Below are 15,065 nucleotides of genomic sequence, written 5' to 3'. Positions count from 1 at the left end.
CTGGAGTTTCCGGCTGATGGAATACAACGCCTTTTTTCCGCCCCACGAGGGACTGCGATTGAAAGATATCGCAGACCGTTTTGGGGCGGAACTGTCTGATGACGCGGCGGGAGAGCGGATCATTCGGTCCGTTGCGCCGGTCTACCGGGCAAAACCCGATCAGCTCTGCTATATTCTTTCGCGCAAGAACCGCGATGAGCTGCAGACCTGCGACGCTGGCGCCGTCATTTGTGACGCCGCACTTGTAGACATGCTTCCGTCTCACACCCCTGCGCTGATATCGAAAAACCCGCATACGCTTTTTGCGCAGGTGGGCGCCTTGCTGCATCCTTCCGCCATGCGTCCCGGTCCGATTGCACGGATGGAAGCGGAAATTTCCCATGCTGCGCATGTCGATCCATCCGCGAAGCTGGAGGCGGGCGTCATCGTCGAGGCGCTCGCCGTGATTGGAGCTGGCGCCCATATCGGCGCGGGCACGCGCATCGGTCCCGGCGTCATCATCGGGCAGGATGTGCAGATCGGGCGCGATTGCACCATTGCCGGCGGCGCAAGCGTTCTTGCAGCCCTCATCGGTAATAATGTGATTATCCATAACGGTGCGCGCATCGGTCAGGACGGTTTCGGTTATGCGCCCGGTCCGCGCGGCATGTTGAAGATCGTGCAGATCGGCCGGGTCATCATTCAGGACAATGTCGAGATTGGCGCCAACACCACGATCGATCGCGGCACCATGGATGACACGGTCATCGGCGAAGGCACCAAGATCGACAATCAGGTCCAGATCGGCCACAACGTGCGCATCGGCCGCCATTGCGGCATCGTCAGCAAGGTCGGCATTGCGGGCAGCACCCGCATCGGCGACGGTGTGATGATTGGCGGCGCGGCCGGCATCAATGGCCATATCAACATTGGCGACGGCGTGCAGATCGCGGCGATGAGCGGTGTTGTGGCGGACGTACCGGCAGGCGCCCGTTATGGTGGCACGCCTGCGCGTCCAATGAAATATTTCCTGCGCGACATGGCCGAAATTCTGGCGCGCGCTGAAGGGCGTGATAAAAAAACAGGAGAGAAAAACAATGACTGAAGAAACGAAGACGACGCTCGGCGCGGCTGACATTCTGGAAGTCATGAAGCTTCTGCCGCATCGTTATCCATTCTTGCTGATCGACAAGATCATCGAGATCGACGGTAACAATTCGGCGATCGGCATCAAGAATGTGACTGTCAATGAGCCGCATTTCACCGGTCACTTCCCGGACCGGCCGATCATGCCAGGCGTTCTGATCGTCGAAGCCATGGCCCAGACGGCGGGGGCGATCTGCGCTCGTAACCAGGGCGAGGGCGGTCACCTGGTTTACTTCATGACAATCGACAATGCGCGGTTCCGCAAACCCGTCGTGCCCGGCGATCGTCTGGAAATTCATGTCGTCAAGCAGCGTCAGCGCGGCAATGTCTTTAAATTCCATTGCGAGGCGAAGGTGGACGGCGCGCTGGTGGCGGAGGCCGATGTCGGCGCCATGATGATCCCCGAGGATCAGCAATGAGCACGATTGCCGCCTCGGCCAGAATTCATCCGACGGCCGTGATCGAAGACGGTGCGGTGATCGGTGAAAACGTCGTCATCGGTGCGCTGAGCTACGTCGGTGCGAAAGTCACGCTGCACGACGATGTCCGGCTGCACAATCACGCCGTCGTTTCCGGCCTGACCGTCATCGGTCGCGGCTCGGTCATCCATTCGATGGCGGTCATCGGCGGTACGCCGCAGGCGGTTCGTCACGATGGTTCGGAAACGACGCTCGAGATCGGTGAACGCTGCATCATGCGCGAAGGCGTGACGATGAATGCCGGCAGTTCCGACGGCAGCGGCAAGACCATTGTCGGTGACGATAATCTCTTCCTCGCCAATTCGCATGTGGCGCATGATTGCCGCCTCGGCAGCCATATCATCCTGTCCAACAATGTGATGCTGGCGGGCCATGTCACCATCGAAGACCGCGCTATCCTGGGCGGTGGTTGTGCCGTGCATCAGTTCACCCGCATCGGCCGCCAGGCTTTCATTGGCGGGCTGTCGGCGGTCAATTACGATGTCATTCCTTATGGCATGCTGAATGGCAATCCCGGCATCCTCGGCGGACTTAACGTCGTCGGCATGACCCGTGCCGGCATCGAGCGCGCCGATATCCATAAGGTCAGACGCGTCTACAAGGCGATTTTCGAGGCCGAAGGCACGATCCGCGGCAATGCGGCGGCCATCGACCGTAACGACTATCTGGATTGCCCGCAGGCGCTTGAAGTCATCGACTTCATCGGTGCGGATAGCGACCGCGCGATCTCTTCGCCCAACCGGGGCAAGTGAGCCGTGACAGGCGGCGGGCGTCTCGCCATTGTGGCCGGCAGCGGCCAGCTGCCGCTTTATGTGGCGGCCGCCGCCCGTGAGATGGGCGAAAACCCTTTTATCGTGCGCCTGCGTGATGATTCCCGTTTCGACTGGAGCGGTTTCGACAATGCCGTCATCAGTGTCGGCGATGTCGCCGGGCTTGGCCGTCTGCTGCGCGAAAACCGGGTAGACCGCGTCGTGCTGTCCGGTGGTGTGGCGCGGCGGCCGGAATGGCGCGAGATCCGCCCCACACTCGGCATCCTGCTCAAACTGCCGTCCATTGTCAGGACGCTGCTGTCGAGCGGCGACGACGCTGTTCTGCAGATGGTCATCAAGATCATCGGCACGCTCGGCGCAAAAGTCATCGGCGCTCACGAGATCGCGCCCGGCCTGCTGGCCGCGATAGGCCCCTTCGGTGCGCAGAAACCTGCCGAGGATGACCTGCGGGATATACGCAAGGCGGCCGAGGCCGCGCTTGCACTTGGCAAGCTCGATGTGGGGCAGGGCGCGGTCGCCGTGGGGGGCCGTATCGTCGCGCTGGAAGGCGTTGAGGGCACGGATGCCATGCTGGCGCGTGTCGCGGCATTGCGCGCCGAAGGACGGATATCCCCGCGCCGCAGGGGTGTGCTTGTAAAGCTGTGCAAGCCGCAGCAGGATGTGCGCGCCGACTTGCCGACAATCGGTGTGGAAACGGTGGAGAATGCGCGAAAAGCCGGGCTGGCGGGCATCGCCGTCGAAGCCGGGAGGGCGCTGGTGCTTGATCGCGAGGCGATGTTGAAAGCGGCCGATGAGGCGGGCATATTCGTTTGCGGCATCGATACGTCACTTGGCGGAGACATGATCGGATGACGGCGGCATTAAAAGTGGCGGTCATAGCCGGGGAAGTATCCGGCGATCTTTTAGGCGCGGATCTGATCCGCTCGCTTAAGGCCCGATATACGGGGCCTGTCGAGCTGGTCGGGGTCGGCGGCGAAGCGCTGGAAGCGCAGGGACTGGTTTCCCTGTTCGACTATTCCGAACTCTCCATCATGGGCTTCACACAGGTTCTGAAAAAACTGCCGAAGCTCATTGCGCGGATCAACCAGACCGCTCAGGCAATCGCCGCCGCAAAGCCCGATATTCTGCTGATCATTGACAGCCCGGATTTCACCCATCGCGTTGCGAAAAAAGTCCGGCAGCAATTGCCGCATCTTCCGGTGGTCAATTACGTCTGCCCCAGCGTCTGGGCGTGGAAGGAATATCGCGCCACCGCGATGCTCTCCTATGTCGATCACGTGCTGGCGCTGCTGCCCTTCGAGCCGGAAGCCATGCGCCGTCTCGGTGGTCCGCCGACAACTTTTGTCGGTCATCGCCTCAGCGTCGACCCCGATGTGCTCTCCGTGCGTCAAAAGCGGGCGGAACGTTCTCTGCCGGCGGATGGCGAACCGAAGACCATTCTTCTCCTGCCAGGGTCGCGTTCCACGGAAACGACGCGGTTGATGGAGCCGTTTCAGGCGGCGGCGAGAGCTTTTGTTGAGCGCAACGGTCCGACGCGGTTCCTGTTGCCCACCGTGCCGCGTCAGGAAAAACGTATCCGCGAACTGGCAGCGTCATGGCCGGAGGATATCAGGCCCGAAATCGGTATCGATTCCGCTTTCAAATGGAATGCCTTTGCTGAAGCCGATGCGGCGATTGCCGCTTCCGGCACGGTCATTCTGGAACTCGCGCTCGCGGGCGTGCCGACAATCTCGGTCTACAAGACCGACTGGATTTTCACCATGCTGAGCAAGCGGGTTAAGACCTGGACGGGCGCGCTGCCGAACCTGATTGCCGATTACGCCGTCGTGCCGGAATATTTCAACGAGGTGGTAAGGGCAGGTTCGATGCTGCGCTGGGCAGAGCGCCTGTCTTCCGACACCACCGAGCGGCAGGCAATGCTCGAAGGTTATGCACTCGTGCAGCAGCGTTTGCACACGGATGTGCCTCCGGGCGAAACCGGTGCGCGCATTCTTCTGGATGTCCTGAAGAGCAAAGCTCGCCCCTCCCAATAATCATATAGGCACTCTCTCCCTCGGGCTGCCGTCCTGCTGCCGATGCAGGCAGGCGAGGGCGCGATTTTACTGCATTTGATCGTTAGGGCGGCAAACGGCTGACCGTCAGACGGCTCCCGACCCGTAAATTTCCGTCTGGCACACCTCTTGCTTTCAATCTTGTATGCAAGATAGCCATACATCAGAAAGCGCCCAGAGCGCGGTAGAAGACGCCATCATCTCCGGCATCCTTTCCGCGCGCATTCGTCCGGGAACTCGCCTCAGCGAGAACCAGCTCGCCAGCCTCTTCAGCGTGTCGCGCACGCGCATTCGCGAGGCCATGATGCGGCTGGAGACGCGCGGCATCGTCACCGTCAGCCCGCGCCGGGGCTGGTTCGTTGTGGAGCCTTCCGCCGAAGAATCCATCAAGGTCTATGAGGCGCGGCGCATCATTGAATATGGGCTTTTGCGCAATCTTTCCGGCGTCAGCCGGGAAGGCATCGCCATCCTCGCCGATCATCTCGATGAGGAGAAGGCGGCGATTTCCAAAGGCGACCGCCAGCGCCTGATCTGCCTGATGGGCGATTTCCACATCCGCATCGCTGAAATCGCCGGCAACGACATCATCGTCGAAGCGCTGCGCGACCTGACGGCCAGAACTATCCTCATTTCCATGCTTTATCAGTCCGATTTCCATGCGCAGCAATCGCATGACGGACATTGCCGTATCTTCGAAGCGATCAAGGCTTCCGATTTCCATGGCGCCGCCGAACTCGCCATCCGCCATCTCGACGAAGTCGAAACCGGTCTCGATCTCACCCGCAGGCCGGACCCGCTCTACGAGCTTCGCAATTCCCTTTCACTTCAGCCTCTTTCCTCAAGCCCCAAGGAGTAATTCTCAATGATTTCCAGACGTTCAATACTTGCCATTGCCGCGATTTCCGCGACGCTCGGTTTTTCGCCCGCAGCCTTTGCCGATGCGCTCGGTGATATCACCTCCCGCGGCACGATCCGCGTTGCCGTCCCGCAGGATTTCCCACCCTTCGGCAGCGTCGGCACGGATATGGCCCCGCAGGGCTACGATATCGACGTTGCCAATCTGATCGGCGAGAAGCTGGGCGTGAAGGTCGAACTCGTACCGGTCACCAGCGCCAACCGCGTTCCCTATCTCCAGACCAACAAGGTCGACCTCGTGATTTCGAGCCTCGGCAAGAACCCGGACCGTGAAAAGGTCATCGACTTCTCCACCGCCTATGCGCCCTTCTTCAACGGCGTGTTCGCTCCGGATTCGGTTGCCGTGACCAAGGCGGAAGATTTGTCCGGCAAGACCATCGGCGTCACCCGTGGTGCCGTCGAGGATCTGGAGCTGACGAAGGTGGCGCCTGCCGATACGACCATCAAGCGTTATGAGGACAATAACGGCACGATCTCCGCCTTCCTCGCCGGCCAGGTAGAAGCCGTCGCCACGGGCAATGTCGTGGCCGCCGCCATTCTCGCCAAGAACCCGCCAAAGCGCCCCGAGCTGAAGTTCCTGATCAAGAATTCGCCCTGCTATATCGGCCTGAACAAGGAACAGCCGGCACTGCTTGAAAAGGTTAACGCCATCATCGCCACCGCAAAGACCGATGGTTCCTTGAACACGATCGCGCAGAAATGGCTGAAAACCGACCTGCCCAAGGATCTCTGAGCAACCCGGAAAAACGCATGCGCCGGCCGCGCCTTGAGGCAGGACCGGCGCATGGTTTGTCCTCGCCGAAAGGAAGCATCGGGTGAAATACACATTCGATTTTGGATGGCTTCTCGACTATTATCCGCAGATCGCCAAAGGCATCGCCGTTACGCTGGAATTGATTGCCATCGGCGGCGTTCTCGGCATCGCCCTCGGCATCGTCTGTGCCTGGGTGCGTGCGCTTGGGCCCAAATGGCTGCGGCCGCCGGTTGCGACCTATGTGGAGCTCATTCGCAACACGCCATTCCTCATACAATTGTTTTTTATCTTTTTCGGCCTGCCATCGCTTGGCCTGCAATTATCGGAACTGACCGCCGCCAATATCGCCATGGTGGTCAATCTCGGGGCCTATAGCTGTGAGATCATCCGTGCCGGCATCCAGGCGACGCCGAAGGGACAGTTCGAGGCGGGGGCGAGCCTTGCCATGACCCGCTTCGAAACCTTCCGGCATGTGGTTCTGGTGCCCTCGCTGCAACGCATCTGGCCGGCGCTTTCATCGCAGGTGGTGATCGTCATGCTTGGCTCGTCGGTCGTCTCGCAGATCGCCGCCGAGGATTTGACCTTCGCGGCCAATTTTATCCAGTCGCGCACCTTCCGTGCCTTCGAAGCCTATATGGTCTCCACAGTCATTTATCTCGTGCTCGCTATCCTTCTCCGGCAGGTGTTGGTGATGGGCGGCAACCTCATCTTTCCGCGCAGGAGTGTCCGATGATCGAATTCTCCACCTGGGATATTCTCAGAAACCTGCTGCTCGCCACGCGCTGGACCGTGCTTCTGTCGCTCGTCTCTTTTGCCGGCGGTGGTCTGGTGGCGCTGCTTCTGCTCTTCATGCGCATTTCCCGGAAAAAATCGATGCGGGCCTTCGCACGCTATTACGTCGAGCTTTTTCAGGGCACGCCGCTTCTGATGCAGCTGTTCATCGCCTTTTTTGGCCTCGGCCTGTTCGGGATCGATGTGCCCGCCTGGCTCGCGGCAGGCCTCACTCTGATCCTGTGGGCGGCGGCCTTCCTCACCGAAATCTGGCGCGGCTGCGTTGAATCCGTAGCCAAGGGCCAGTGGGAGGCATCGGCAAGCCTTGCCATGGGACGCCTGCAGCAGATGCGTTACGTCATCCTGCCGCAGGCCATGCGGGTCGCCATTCCGCCAACCGTCGGTTTCTTCGTGCAGGTCATCAAGGGAACGGCCGTGACCTCGATCATCGGTTTCGTGGAACTGTCCAAGGCCGGCACGGTCGTCACCAACGCCACCTTCCAGCCCTTCACCGTTTATGGCCTCGTCGCCCTCATCTATTTCGCGCTGTGCTGGCCTCTGTCTAAGAGCAGCCAGATCCTGGAAAGGAAGCTCAATGTCGCTCATCGAAATCACTGAAGTCCGCAAAAGCTATGGCAGCAACGAGGTTCTGAAGGGCATCAACCTCGATGTGGAGCCCGGTGAGGTCATCGCCATCATCGGCAAGAGCGGATCGGGAAAATCGACCCTGCTTCGCTGCATCAACGGGCTGGAGACGATTTCGGCCGGTTCCATATCGGTCGCCGGCGCGCAGCTTCTCGACGATGATCTGCATCTGAAAGCCCTGCGGCTGAAGGTCGGCATGATCTTCCAGCAGTTTAACCTCTTCCCGCACCAGACCGTCGGCGGCAACGTCATGCTGTCGCAGACCGTGGTGAAGAATACACCTAAGCCGGAAGCGGAAGCCGTTGCCCGCAAGATGCTGGAACGGGTCGGGCTGGCGCATAAATTCGATGCCTATCCCGATGAATTGTCCGGCGGCCAGCAGCAGCGCGTCGCCATTGCCCGTGCACTCGCCATGCAGCCGATTGCGCTGCTCTGCGATGAAATCACCTCGGCACTCGATCCCGAACTGGTTGCGGAAGTGCTTGCGGTGGTGCGCGAACTTGCCGCTGAAGGCATGACGCTCCTCATGGTGACGCATGAAATGAAATTTGCGCGCGACGTCTGCTCCCGCGTCGTCTTCATGCATGAGGGCAGGGTGCATGAAATTGGCCCGCCGGAGGAGGTGTTTTCCAATCCCGCAACCCCCGAACTCAAGCAGTTCCTGGGCGTTGCGGCACGCCACTGAGAACCATCAAGACCAACAACAAAAAAAGGCCGGCGGGTGAAAACCTGCCGGCCTTTGATCTTACAGGGTTTCGCGGCTTAGCGCTTGGAAACCGGGACGTAGTCGCGCTTGCCGGCGCCCGTATAGAGCTGGCGCGGACGGCCGATACGCTGCTGTGGATCTTCGATCATCTCGTTCCACTGTGCGATCCAGCCGACGGTGCGGGCAAGAGCGAAAAGAACGGTGAACATGGTCGTGGGGAAGCCCAGCGCCTTCAGCGTGATGCCCGAATAGAAATCGACATTCGGGTACAGCTTCTTTTCGACGAAATAGGGGTCGGAAAGGGCGATCTTTTCCAGCTCCAGCGCGACCTGCATGATCGGATCGTCGGAATTGCCGGTGGCTTCCAGCACTTCGTACATCGTCTTCTGCATGATCTTGGCGCGCGGGTCGTAGTTCTTGTAGACGCGGTGTCCGAAGCCCATCAGGCGGAACGGATCGTTCTTGTCCTTGGCGCGGGCGATATATTCCGGAATACGGTCAACCGTGCCGATTTCGTTGAGCATGTTGAGCGCCGCTTCGTTGGCGCCGCCGTGAGCCGGGCCCCAGAGGCAGGCGATGCCAGCCGCGATACAGGCGAATGGATTTGCGCCCGACGAACCGGCAAGACGCACCGTGGAGGTGGAGGCGTTCTGCTCGTGATCGGCATGGAGGATGAAGATGCGATCCATGGCGCGGGCCAGAACCGGATCCACCTTGTAGTCCTCGCAAGGCACGGCAAAGCACATGTGCAGGAAGTTGGAGGCGTAATCCAGATCGTTCTTCGGGTAAACGAAGGGCTGGCCGATATGATACTTGTAGGCCATGGCGGCGATCGTCGGCATCTTCGCGATCATGCGCAGCGAAGCGACCATGCGCTGGTGCGGATCGGTGATGTCGGTCGAGTCGTGATAGAAGGCCGAGAGCGCGCCGACCGTGCCGCACATGACGGCCATCGGATGCGCATCGCGACGATAGCCGGTGAAGAAGCGGCTCATCTGCTCATGCACCATGGTGTGGCGCGTGACGCGGGTGTCGAAATCCTTCTTCTGCGCAGCCGTCGGCAATTCGCCGTAGAGCAGCAGATAGCAGGTTTCCAGGAAGTCGCCCTGTTCGGCGAGCTGCTCGATGGGGAAACCACGATGCAGGAGAACGCCCTCGTCACCGTCGATATAGGTGATCTTGGATTCGCAGGAGGCCGTCGACGTGAAACCCGGGTCGTAGGTGAAGGAGCCCGTGTGCTTATAGAGCGTGGCGATATCGACGACGCTTGGTCCAATCGTGCCTTCCCTGACCGGGAGTTCCACCTGCTTTTCGCCAAGTGTCACTGTAGCGCTTTTTTCCGTCATACTGATCCTCCGAGAACATGCGGGTGGAGGCGTTGAGACACGCCTCGCGGTTAAGCGTCTACCGATTAGCTATATGATCCTGGCGCCGATGCCAAGCTATCCAAAGGTCAAATTGTGCATTGCGGCAAACGCAATTGCATCGGTTTTCGCTTTATCGATCATGGCAATTCAATCTCGGTCAACGCAGGGTTAAAGGAAAACATTGCAATCCCTCGCGTCCCCTGCAAACCTGTTTCCGGTGCGGCAGGGGCGCGGCGCAGAGTGCTTGATCAAGGGGAAAAACAGCATTTCGGATATGCCGAAACGATGCAGGGCGGATTGCCCCGCACGGCGGATATCCTGTCACCGCTGCGCCGGACCGGCGAGATCGCGACGTATGGTCTGCCGGCCCTTGTCAGCAGGCCGAAACCGCAAGCGGCCATTATCCGTAAAATCACCAACTGCCTCGCCGAAGAACGCGCATTCGGCCATGATTTTCTTTTCGTGCCGGTCTTCACCGGCTGTGGAGCGATCCTCTGGTTTTCGCTGGAAGCAGCACCTTCATTGCCGCTTCTCGTTATTCTTTTTTTGATCGCCGCCGGCCTGGCATACGCCACCCGATATCGATTGACCCCGGCAGCGACGGTGTGCAGCGTCGTCGCCCTGCTGTTGCTGGGCATGCTTTTTGCCGAATTCGAAACGCGGCGGGCAGGGACCGTGGTGCTGGATACGCCCGTCACCACCACCATATCAGGCAAGGTATTGCGCCGGGAGGTCGATGCCCGCGGCGACTGGCGGTATGTGGTGCAACTGGCTGCGACGGAAGCGCCGACAGTGTCACGCCCGCCGGGAAAGGTCTCTTTGCTTGCCCGCGGTGGCGGCGAGCCAGCGGCACTCGGTGCGACCATCCGTGGCAAGGCGCGACTTTCGCCGCCATCCGGTCCGGCCTTGCCCGGTCTCAATGATTTCGCCTTCGCCTCCTATTTCAGGGGCATCGGCGCGACCGGCTTTTTTTATAAGTCGCCGCAGACGGTAACGGCCCCTGATATCGACGCAAAAGAAGACTTGCTGGAATGGGCCGATATGCGGCTTTACGGCCTGCGCATCGCCATTGCCGAGCGCATCCGCACCACCATTGGCGGCGACGCCGGTGCGTTTGCCGCCTCTATCGTCACCGATGAGAGACAGGCCATATCGGCCGGGACGATGGAGGCCCTGCGGCTTTCCGGCCTTGCCCATATCGTCGCCATATCCGGGCTCAACATGGCGTTGGCATCAGGCATATTCTTCGTCGGGCTGAGGCTTGTCTTCAGCCTGTTTCCGGCCTTTGCCCAGCGCTGGCCGGTGAAGAAAATATCCGCTTTTGCGGCGCTTCTGATGACGCTTGCCTATTACCTGATATCAGGTTTTGCCGTCTCTGCCGAACGCGCCTGGCTGATGATGTCGGTGATGCTGATTGCGGTACTGTTCGATCAGCCCTCGCTCAGCCTCAGAAATGTTGCGCTGTCCGCTCTCGTCATCCTCGCGCTGTCTCCTTCGGAAATCATGGGGCCGAGCTTCCAGATGTCCTTCGCCGCAACGATCGCGCTCGTTGCGGCCTATGCCGCGTGGAGCCGATGGCGCACCGACCGGGAGCGTCTGTTCATCGGGCGCAAACCGGCGTGGATGACGGTGGCGGGAACGGCAGGCGCCGTCATTGGCGGTGTCATCACCACATCGCTGATCGGCGGGCTCTCGACGGCGATCTATTCCGCCGAGCATTTCCAGCGTGTCACCACCCATGGACTTTTCGCCAATCTGGCAGCCATGCCGCTGATGTCGCTGGTCGTCATGCCCTTCGGACTCATCGCGATGTTGTTGATGCCCTTTGGGCTTGATGCGCCATTTCTGAAGGTCATGGGTTACGGCATGGCGCTTGTCATCGAGGTTGCGCAGGAAGTGGCGTCCTGGGGCGGCAGCGCCGCGACCGGGCGGCCGCATGGCTGGTTCATCGGCATCGCCTCGGCGGGCTTTCTGTTACTGACATTGCTGCGCACCCGGCTGGCTCTGCTTGGAATTCCACCTCTGCTCCTCGCCTTCGGCCTCTCCGGCGCTGTCGCTCAACGCAGTCCGCCCGATCTGCTTGTTCACGAAGAAGGCAAGCTGGTAGCGCTTCTAGACGAGGGTAGGGTCTACACCACAAAAACAAGACCGCAGGGCTTCATCTATGAGCAATGGCAGAGAGCGCTGCTTTTGCCTGAGAAGCCGATCGCGCCTGTGGTTCTGAAGACGGGGATCCCGGCAACCACCGTTGCTCTCAGCGCAAGATCGAAGCTGGCGCCGGAGGACATGAAGGCCGTGGCGCGGGAGATGATAACGACGCTGAGAGATGCTGCGCCGGGCATTTTCACCTGCGGGACAGGCATTTGGTGTGTGGCGCGTGCGAAAAGCGGCGAATTTATCATCGTGCTGGAAGACGGCCGGTTTGCCGGGAAAGCCTGTGACATTGCCGATATCGTCATCGTCTCCCGCAGAACCTCGTTTGCGCAATGCCGCTCGGGCGCCCTGCTGCTCAGCCGCGACACATTAAGACGTATTGGCTCGGTAGAGATAAATTTCGCCGGCAGCGATCAGGCGGGGGTGGTGGGGCGGATGCGCGCGGCAACCGCCAGCACCGACAGGCCGTGGAGCGAACATCGCTTCTACGACTGGAAGAGCGGGCGCTTTGACCATGAGGTGCCTGAAGCCGTCACCCGGTTGCTGACGGCATCGCATTGAGCGCCGCCAGCATGATTTGTCAGGCCTTGGCGCGCAAATCCGCGGTCAATTCGCCAATGCTGCCGATTTCCTCTTCGTGCGGCAGATCGCGCCAGATTTCCTTCAGCCCGGCCTCATACCATTCGCGCATGGCGGGCAGGGCAAGCAGCCGGTCGCAATAATCCTTCGCCCCCGGCGAAAGATCAGCGCCATAGGTCTGGAAGCGGAACGCCACCGGGCAGAAGAAAGCGTCGACCGCCGTGAATTTCTGACCGGCGAGAAACGGTCCGCCGAATTTTGCAAGACCTTCGCTCCACAGCGAATCTATGCGTTTTATGTCGGCCGCAAGCCCGGCATTGCCGGTTTTGGGTTTTACGCGGATACCGACCGACATGGGGTAAAGATTGCGCAGCGAGGAAAATCCCGCATGCATTTCACTGGCCGCCGAACGCGACCAGGCCCGTGCCTGCTTGTCGCTTGCCCATACGCCCTGATGTCTCTCGGCCAGATATTCGGCAATCGACAGCGATTCCCAGACCGTCACGCCCTCATCAACAAGGCACGGCACCTTGCCGGTCGGCGAAAAGCTGGAGAAGGAAACACCTTCGCCGAAGGGAACGAGTTTTTCATCAAAGGCGATGCCAAGCGTGCGCATCAAAACCCAGGGCCGTAGCGACCATGAGGAATAGTTCTTGTTGGCAATATAAAGATCGTACATGGCGTTTTCCCCCGATGGAACGCGCATTTCTATACCTGCGAAGGGCCTAGGAATATCGCAAAGAATCCATGGCTCCCATAACGCCAATTGATGGACGGGCCGTCATACGCGACGGAACTTCGCAGCAACGAGCGCTTTTGCCAATTTCACAAAGAAAAGGCGCATCAATTCAACGGAACAATGCGCCATTCATTTCGAACGCCAAATCTGTCGCCCCTGAAAACCTATTCGGTGTCATGATGGCGGCGGTAGCCTCCAGTTATCAATGGTAACGACGGATCAATCCCACCAGCTTGCCCTGAATTTTCACCCGATCAGGTCCGAAAATGCGGGTCTCGTAGGCCGGGTTCGCCGCTTCCAGCGCGATGGATGCACCCTTGCGGCGGAAGCGCTTCAGCGTGGCTTCTTCATCATCCACCAGCGCCACGACGATATCGCCCGGATTGGCGGTGTTGCCGTTGCGGATGATGACGGTATCGCCATCAAAAATCCCGGCCTCGATCATCGAATCGCCTTTGACCTCAAGCGCGTAATGTTCGCCCGAACCCAGCATGTCCACCGGCACGGCCACATCATGGGTATTGTTCTGGATGGCGGAAATCGGCACACCGGCAGCGATACGACCCATGACGGGCACCGTGGCGGCTCCGGCGAAATCATTGGCGGGCGCCTTCGCGGCAGGGGCCTGTTCCGGCTCCTTCGGTTTTCCGAGACTGCCTTCGATGACGCTCGGCGAAAAGCCGCGCTGCGGCCTTGCGCCCGGCGTATAAGCCTCGGGCAGCTTGATGACTTCCAGCGCCCGTGCCCTATTAGGTAGCCGGCGAATAAACCCGCGCTCTTCGAGCGCCGTGATCAGCCGGTGGATGCCGGATTTGGAAGCAAGATCGAGTGCATCCTTCATTTCATCGAAGGAGGGCGGCACGCCGGACTCTTTCATTCGCTCATGAATGAAGAGAAGCAATTCCTGCTGTTTGCGCGTGAGCATGAGGAAAACACCCTTGAGAATCGTCGTTGGAGTCGCGAAACAAATACAGAACGAACACTATATGTTCCATATGTGTTCCGCAATCCCCTAAAATCTGGTTAAGCTTGGCTCGAATTTACATTTCGCAAATTGGGAGTAACCAAAGCTCCAGATGTCGTTCCTAGGCGAGACCCCGACGCGTCCCATTCGTTCCGCGTTTCAGGCCAGGGTGTAGATTGGGCTGTGCTATCGCGCGAAAACGACCGTCTTGTTCTTGTTGAGAAGCACCCGGTCCTCAAGGTGCCATGAGACCGCCCGGGCAAGCACGCGTCGCTCGATGTCGCGTCCCTTGCGGACCAGCTCATCCGGCGTATCGGCGTGGCTGACCGGCTCGACGTCCTGGCAGATGATCGGCCCTTCATCGAGATCGCGGGTGACATAATGGGCCGTTGCACCGATCATCTTGACGCCCCTCTCATGGGCTTGGTGATAGGGCTTTGCGCCCTTGAAACCAGGCAGGAAGGAGTGATGAATGTTGATGCAGCGCCCGGATAAGTATTCGGAGAAATTGTCCGATAGGATCTGCATGTAGCGGGCAAGAACGACGAGTTCGGTGCCCGTTTCTTCGATGATGTCCTTGATGCGTGTTTCCTGTTCGGCCTTGTTGTCTTTTGTCACCGGCAGGTGATGATACTTTATCCCGCCCATGAGCGTGAGGTTCAGGGCCTCGCGGGGGTGGTTGCCGACGATGCCGACGATCTCGGCATTCAATTCGCCAATGCGGTGGCGATAGAGAAGATCGCCGAGGCAATGGTCGAAGCGGGAAACGAGCAGCAGCAGCTTGCGCGGCGCACCTGCTGGACGCAGCGTGGCGTCGAGAGCGAAGCGATCGATCTCCTCAGCAAGTCCATTGCGAAAGCCTGCCTCGTCGCCGGCCATGGAGAAGGCGACGCGCATGAAAAACATGCCCGTTTCATGGTCGTCGAATTGTTGAGCTTCATAAATATCGCCGCCATGCTGTGCGATGCGGCCCGAGACCGCAGCGACAATTCCGCTTCTGTTGGGGCAGCGCAGCGTCAGGACGTAATTCATCTAAAGCCTCCTGG

General features: G+C 59.7%; 15 protein-coding genes. 11 read left to right on the top strand and 4 right to left on the bottom strand.

Going from position 1 to position 15,065, the window contains the following annotated elements; all coding sequences use genetic code 11:
• The first annotated feature begins 16 nt into the window (after positions 1–16).
• The 10 genes from lpxD to F3H58_RS04730 all read left to right on the top strand — a co-directional run bounded on the left by lpxD (position 17) and on the right by F3H58_RS04730 (position 8,195).
• Positions 17–1,084, top strand: a complete 1,068-nt coding sequence (gene lpxD, locus F3H58_RS04775) for a UDP-3-O-(3-hydroxymyristoyl)glucosamine N-acyltransferase (protein WP_149741417.1) — start codon at positions 17–19, stop codon at positions 1,082–1,084.
• Positions 1,077–1,544: a 3-hydroxyacyl-ACP dehydratase FabZ gene (fabZ, locus tag F3H58_RS04770; RefSeq protein ID WP_149741416.1), complete on the top strand. Its 468-nt coding sequence runs from the start codon at positions 1,077–1,079 to the stop codon at positions 1,542–1,544. Before lpxD ends, fabZ begins: the two co-directional genes overlap by 8 nt.
• Positions 1,541–2,356 (top strand): acyl-ACP--UDP-N-acetylglucosamine O-acyltransferase, encoded by an 816-nt coding sequence (gene lpxA, locus F3H58_RS04765; protein ID WP_149741415.1) that lies wholly within the window; start codon positions 1,541–1,543, stop codon positions 2,354–2,356. The genes fabZ and lpxA overlap by 4 nt, the downstream gene beginning before the upstream one ends.
• 3 nt (positions 2,357–2,359) lie before the next feature.
• A complete protein-coding gene (locus F3H58_RS04760; RefSeq protein WP_162934069.1) occupies positions 2,360–3,226 on the top strand; it encodes an LpxI family protein in 867 nt (288 codons plus the stop codon).
• Entirely contained in the window at positions 3,223–4,407 is a 1,185-nt protein-coding gene (lpxB, locus tag F3H58_RS04755; RefSeq protein ID WP_149741414.1) for a lipid-A-disaccharide synthase, read from the top strand. Before F3H58_RS04760 ends, lpxB begins: the two co-directional genes overlap by 4 nt.
• Positions 4,408–4,570: 163 nt before the next feature.
• Entirely contained in the window at positions 4,571–5,281 is a 711-nt protein-coding gene (locus F3H58_RS04750; RefSeq protein WP_149741413.1) for a GntR family transcriptional regulator, read from the top strand.
• A gap of 6 nt (positions 5,282–5,287) precedes the next feature.
• Positions 5,288–6,073 carry a transporter substrate-binding domain-containing protein gene (locus F3H58_RS04745; RefSeq protein WP_149741412.1) on the top strand — a complete coding sequence of 262 codons (786 nt, stop codon included), beginning with the start codon at positions 5,288–5,290 and terminating at the stop codon, positions 6,071–6,073.
• Positions 6,074–6,155: 82 nt separating this feature from the next.
• On the top strand, positions 6,156–6,827 hold the full coding sequence (locus F3H58_RS04740) for an amino acid ABC transporter permease (protein WP_035261720.1): 672 nt from the start codon (positions 6,156–6,158) through the stop codon (positions 6,825–6,827).
• Positions 6,824–7,483 (top strand): amino acid ABC transporter permease, encoded by a 660-nt coding sequence (locus F3H58_RS04735; protein ID WP_003521390.1) that lies wholly within the window; start codon positions 6,824–6,826, stop codon positions 7,481–7,483. The genes F3H58_RS04740 and F3H58_RS04735 overlap by 4 nt, the downstream gene beginning before the upstream one ends.
• On the top strand, positions 7,461–8,195 hold the full coding sequence (locus F3H58_RS04730; RefSeq protein ID WP_149741411.1) for an amino acid ABC transporter ATP-binding protein: 735 nt from the start codon (positions 7,461–7,463) through the stop codon (positions 8,193–8,195). The genes F3H58_RS04735 and F3H58_RS04730 overlap by 23 nt, the downstream gene beginning before the upstream one ends.
• Positions 8,196–8,272: 77 nt before the next feature.
• Here the strand turns inward: F3H58_RS04730 and gltA are convergent, their stop codons facing one another.
• Entirely contained in the window at positions 8,273–9,562 is a 1,290-nt protein-coding gene (gene gltA / locus F3H58_RS04725) for a citrate synthase (RefSeq protein WP_003502585.1), read from the bottom strand.
• A gap of 306 nt (positions 9,563–9,868) precedes the next feature.
• Between gltA and F3H58_RS04720 the strand changes: the two genes are divergently transcribed.
• Positions 9,869–12,298: a ComEC/Rec2 family competence protein gene (locus tag F3H58_RS04720; protein ID WP_149741632.1), complete on the top strand. Its 2,430-nt coding sequence runs from the start codon at positions 9,869–9,871 to the stop codon at positions 12,296–12,298.
• Positions 12,299–12,317: 19 nt separating this feature from the next.
• Here F3H58_RS04720 and F3H58_RS04715 read toward each other — a convergent pair whose 3' ends face one another.
• The 3 genes from F3H58_RS04715 to purU all read right to left on the bottom strand — a co-directional run bounded on the left by F3H58_RS04715 (position 12,318) and on the right by purU (position 15,051).
• Positions 12,318–12,995: a glutathione S-transferase family protein gene (locus tag F3H58_RS04715; RefSeq protein ID WP_149741410.1), complete on the bottom strand. Its 678-nt coding sequence runs from the start codon at positions 12,993–12,995 to the stop codon at positions 12,318–12,320.
• A gap of 262 nt (positions 12,996–13,257) precedes the next feature.
• Positions 13,258–13,980 (bottom strand): transcriptional repressor LexA, encoded by a 723-nt coding sequence (gene lexA / locus F3H58_RS04710; protein WP_080825189.1) that lies wholly within the window; start codon positions 13,978–13,980, stop codon positions 13,258–13,260.
• A gap of 225 nt (positions 13,981–14,205) precedes the next feature.
• Complete coding sequence (gene purU / locus F3H58_RS04705; protein ID WP_149741409.1) at positions 14,206–15,051, bottom strand: formyltetrahydrofolate deformylase; 846 nt, start codon at positions 15,049–15,051, stop codon at positions 14,206–14,208.
• Positions 15,052–15,065 lie beyond the last annotated feature (14 nt).

The sequence above is a fragment of the Rhizobium sp. NFACC06-2 genome (assembly GCF_900101425.1).
GTDB lineage: Bacteria > Pseudomonadota > Alphaproteobacteria > Rhizobiales > Rhizobiaceae > Agrobacterium > Agrobacterium leguminum.
This window is presented reverse-complemented; position numbering and strand designations above follow the sequence as displayed.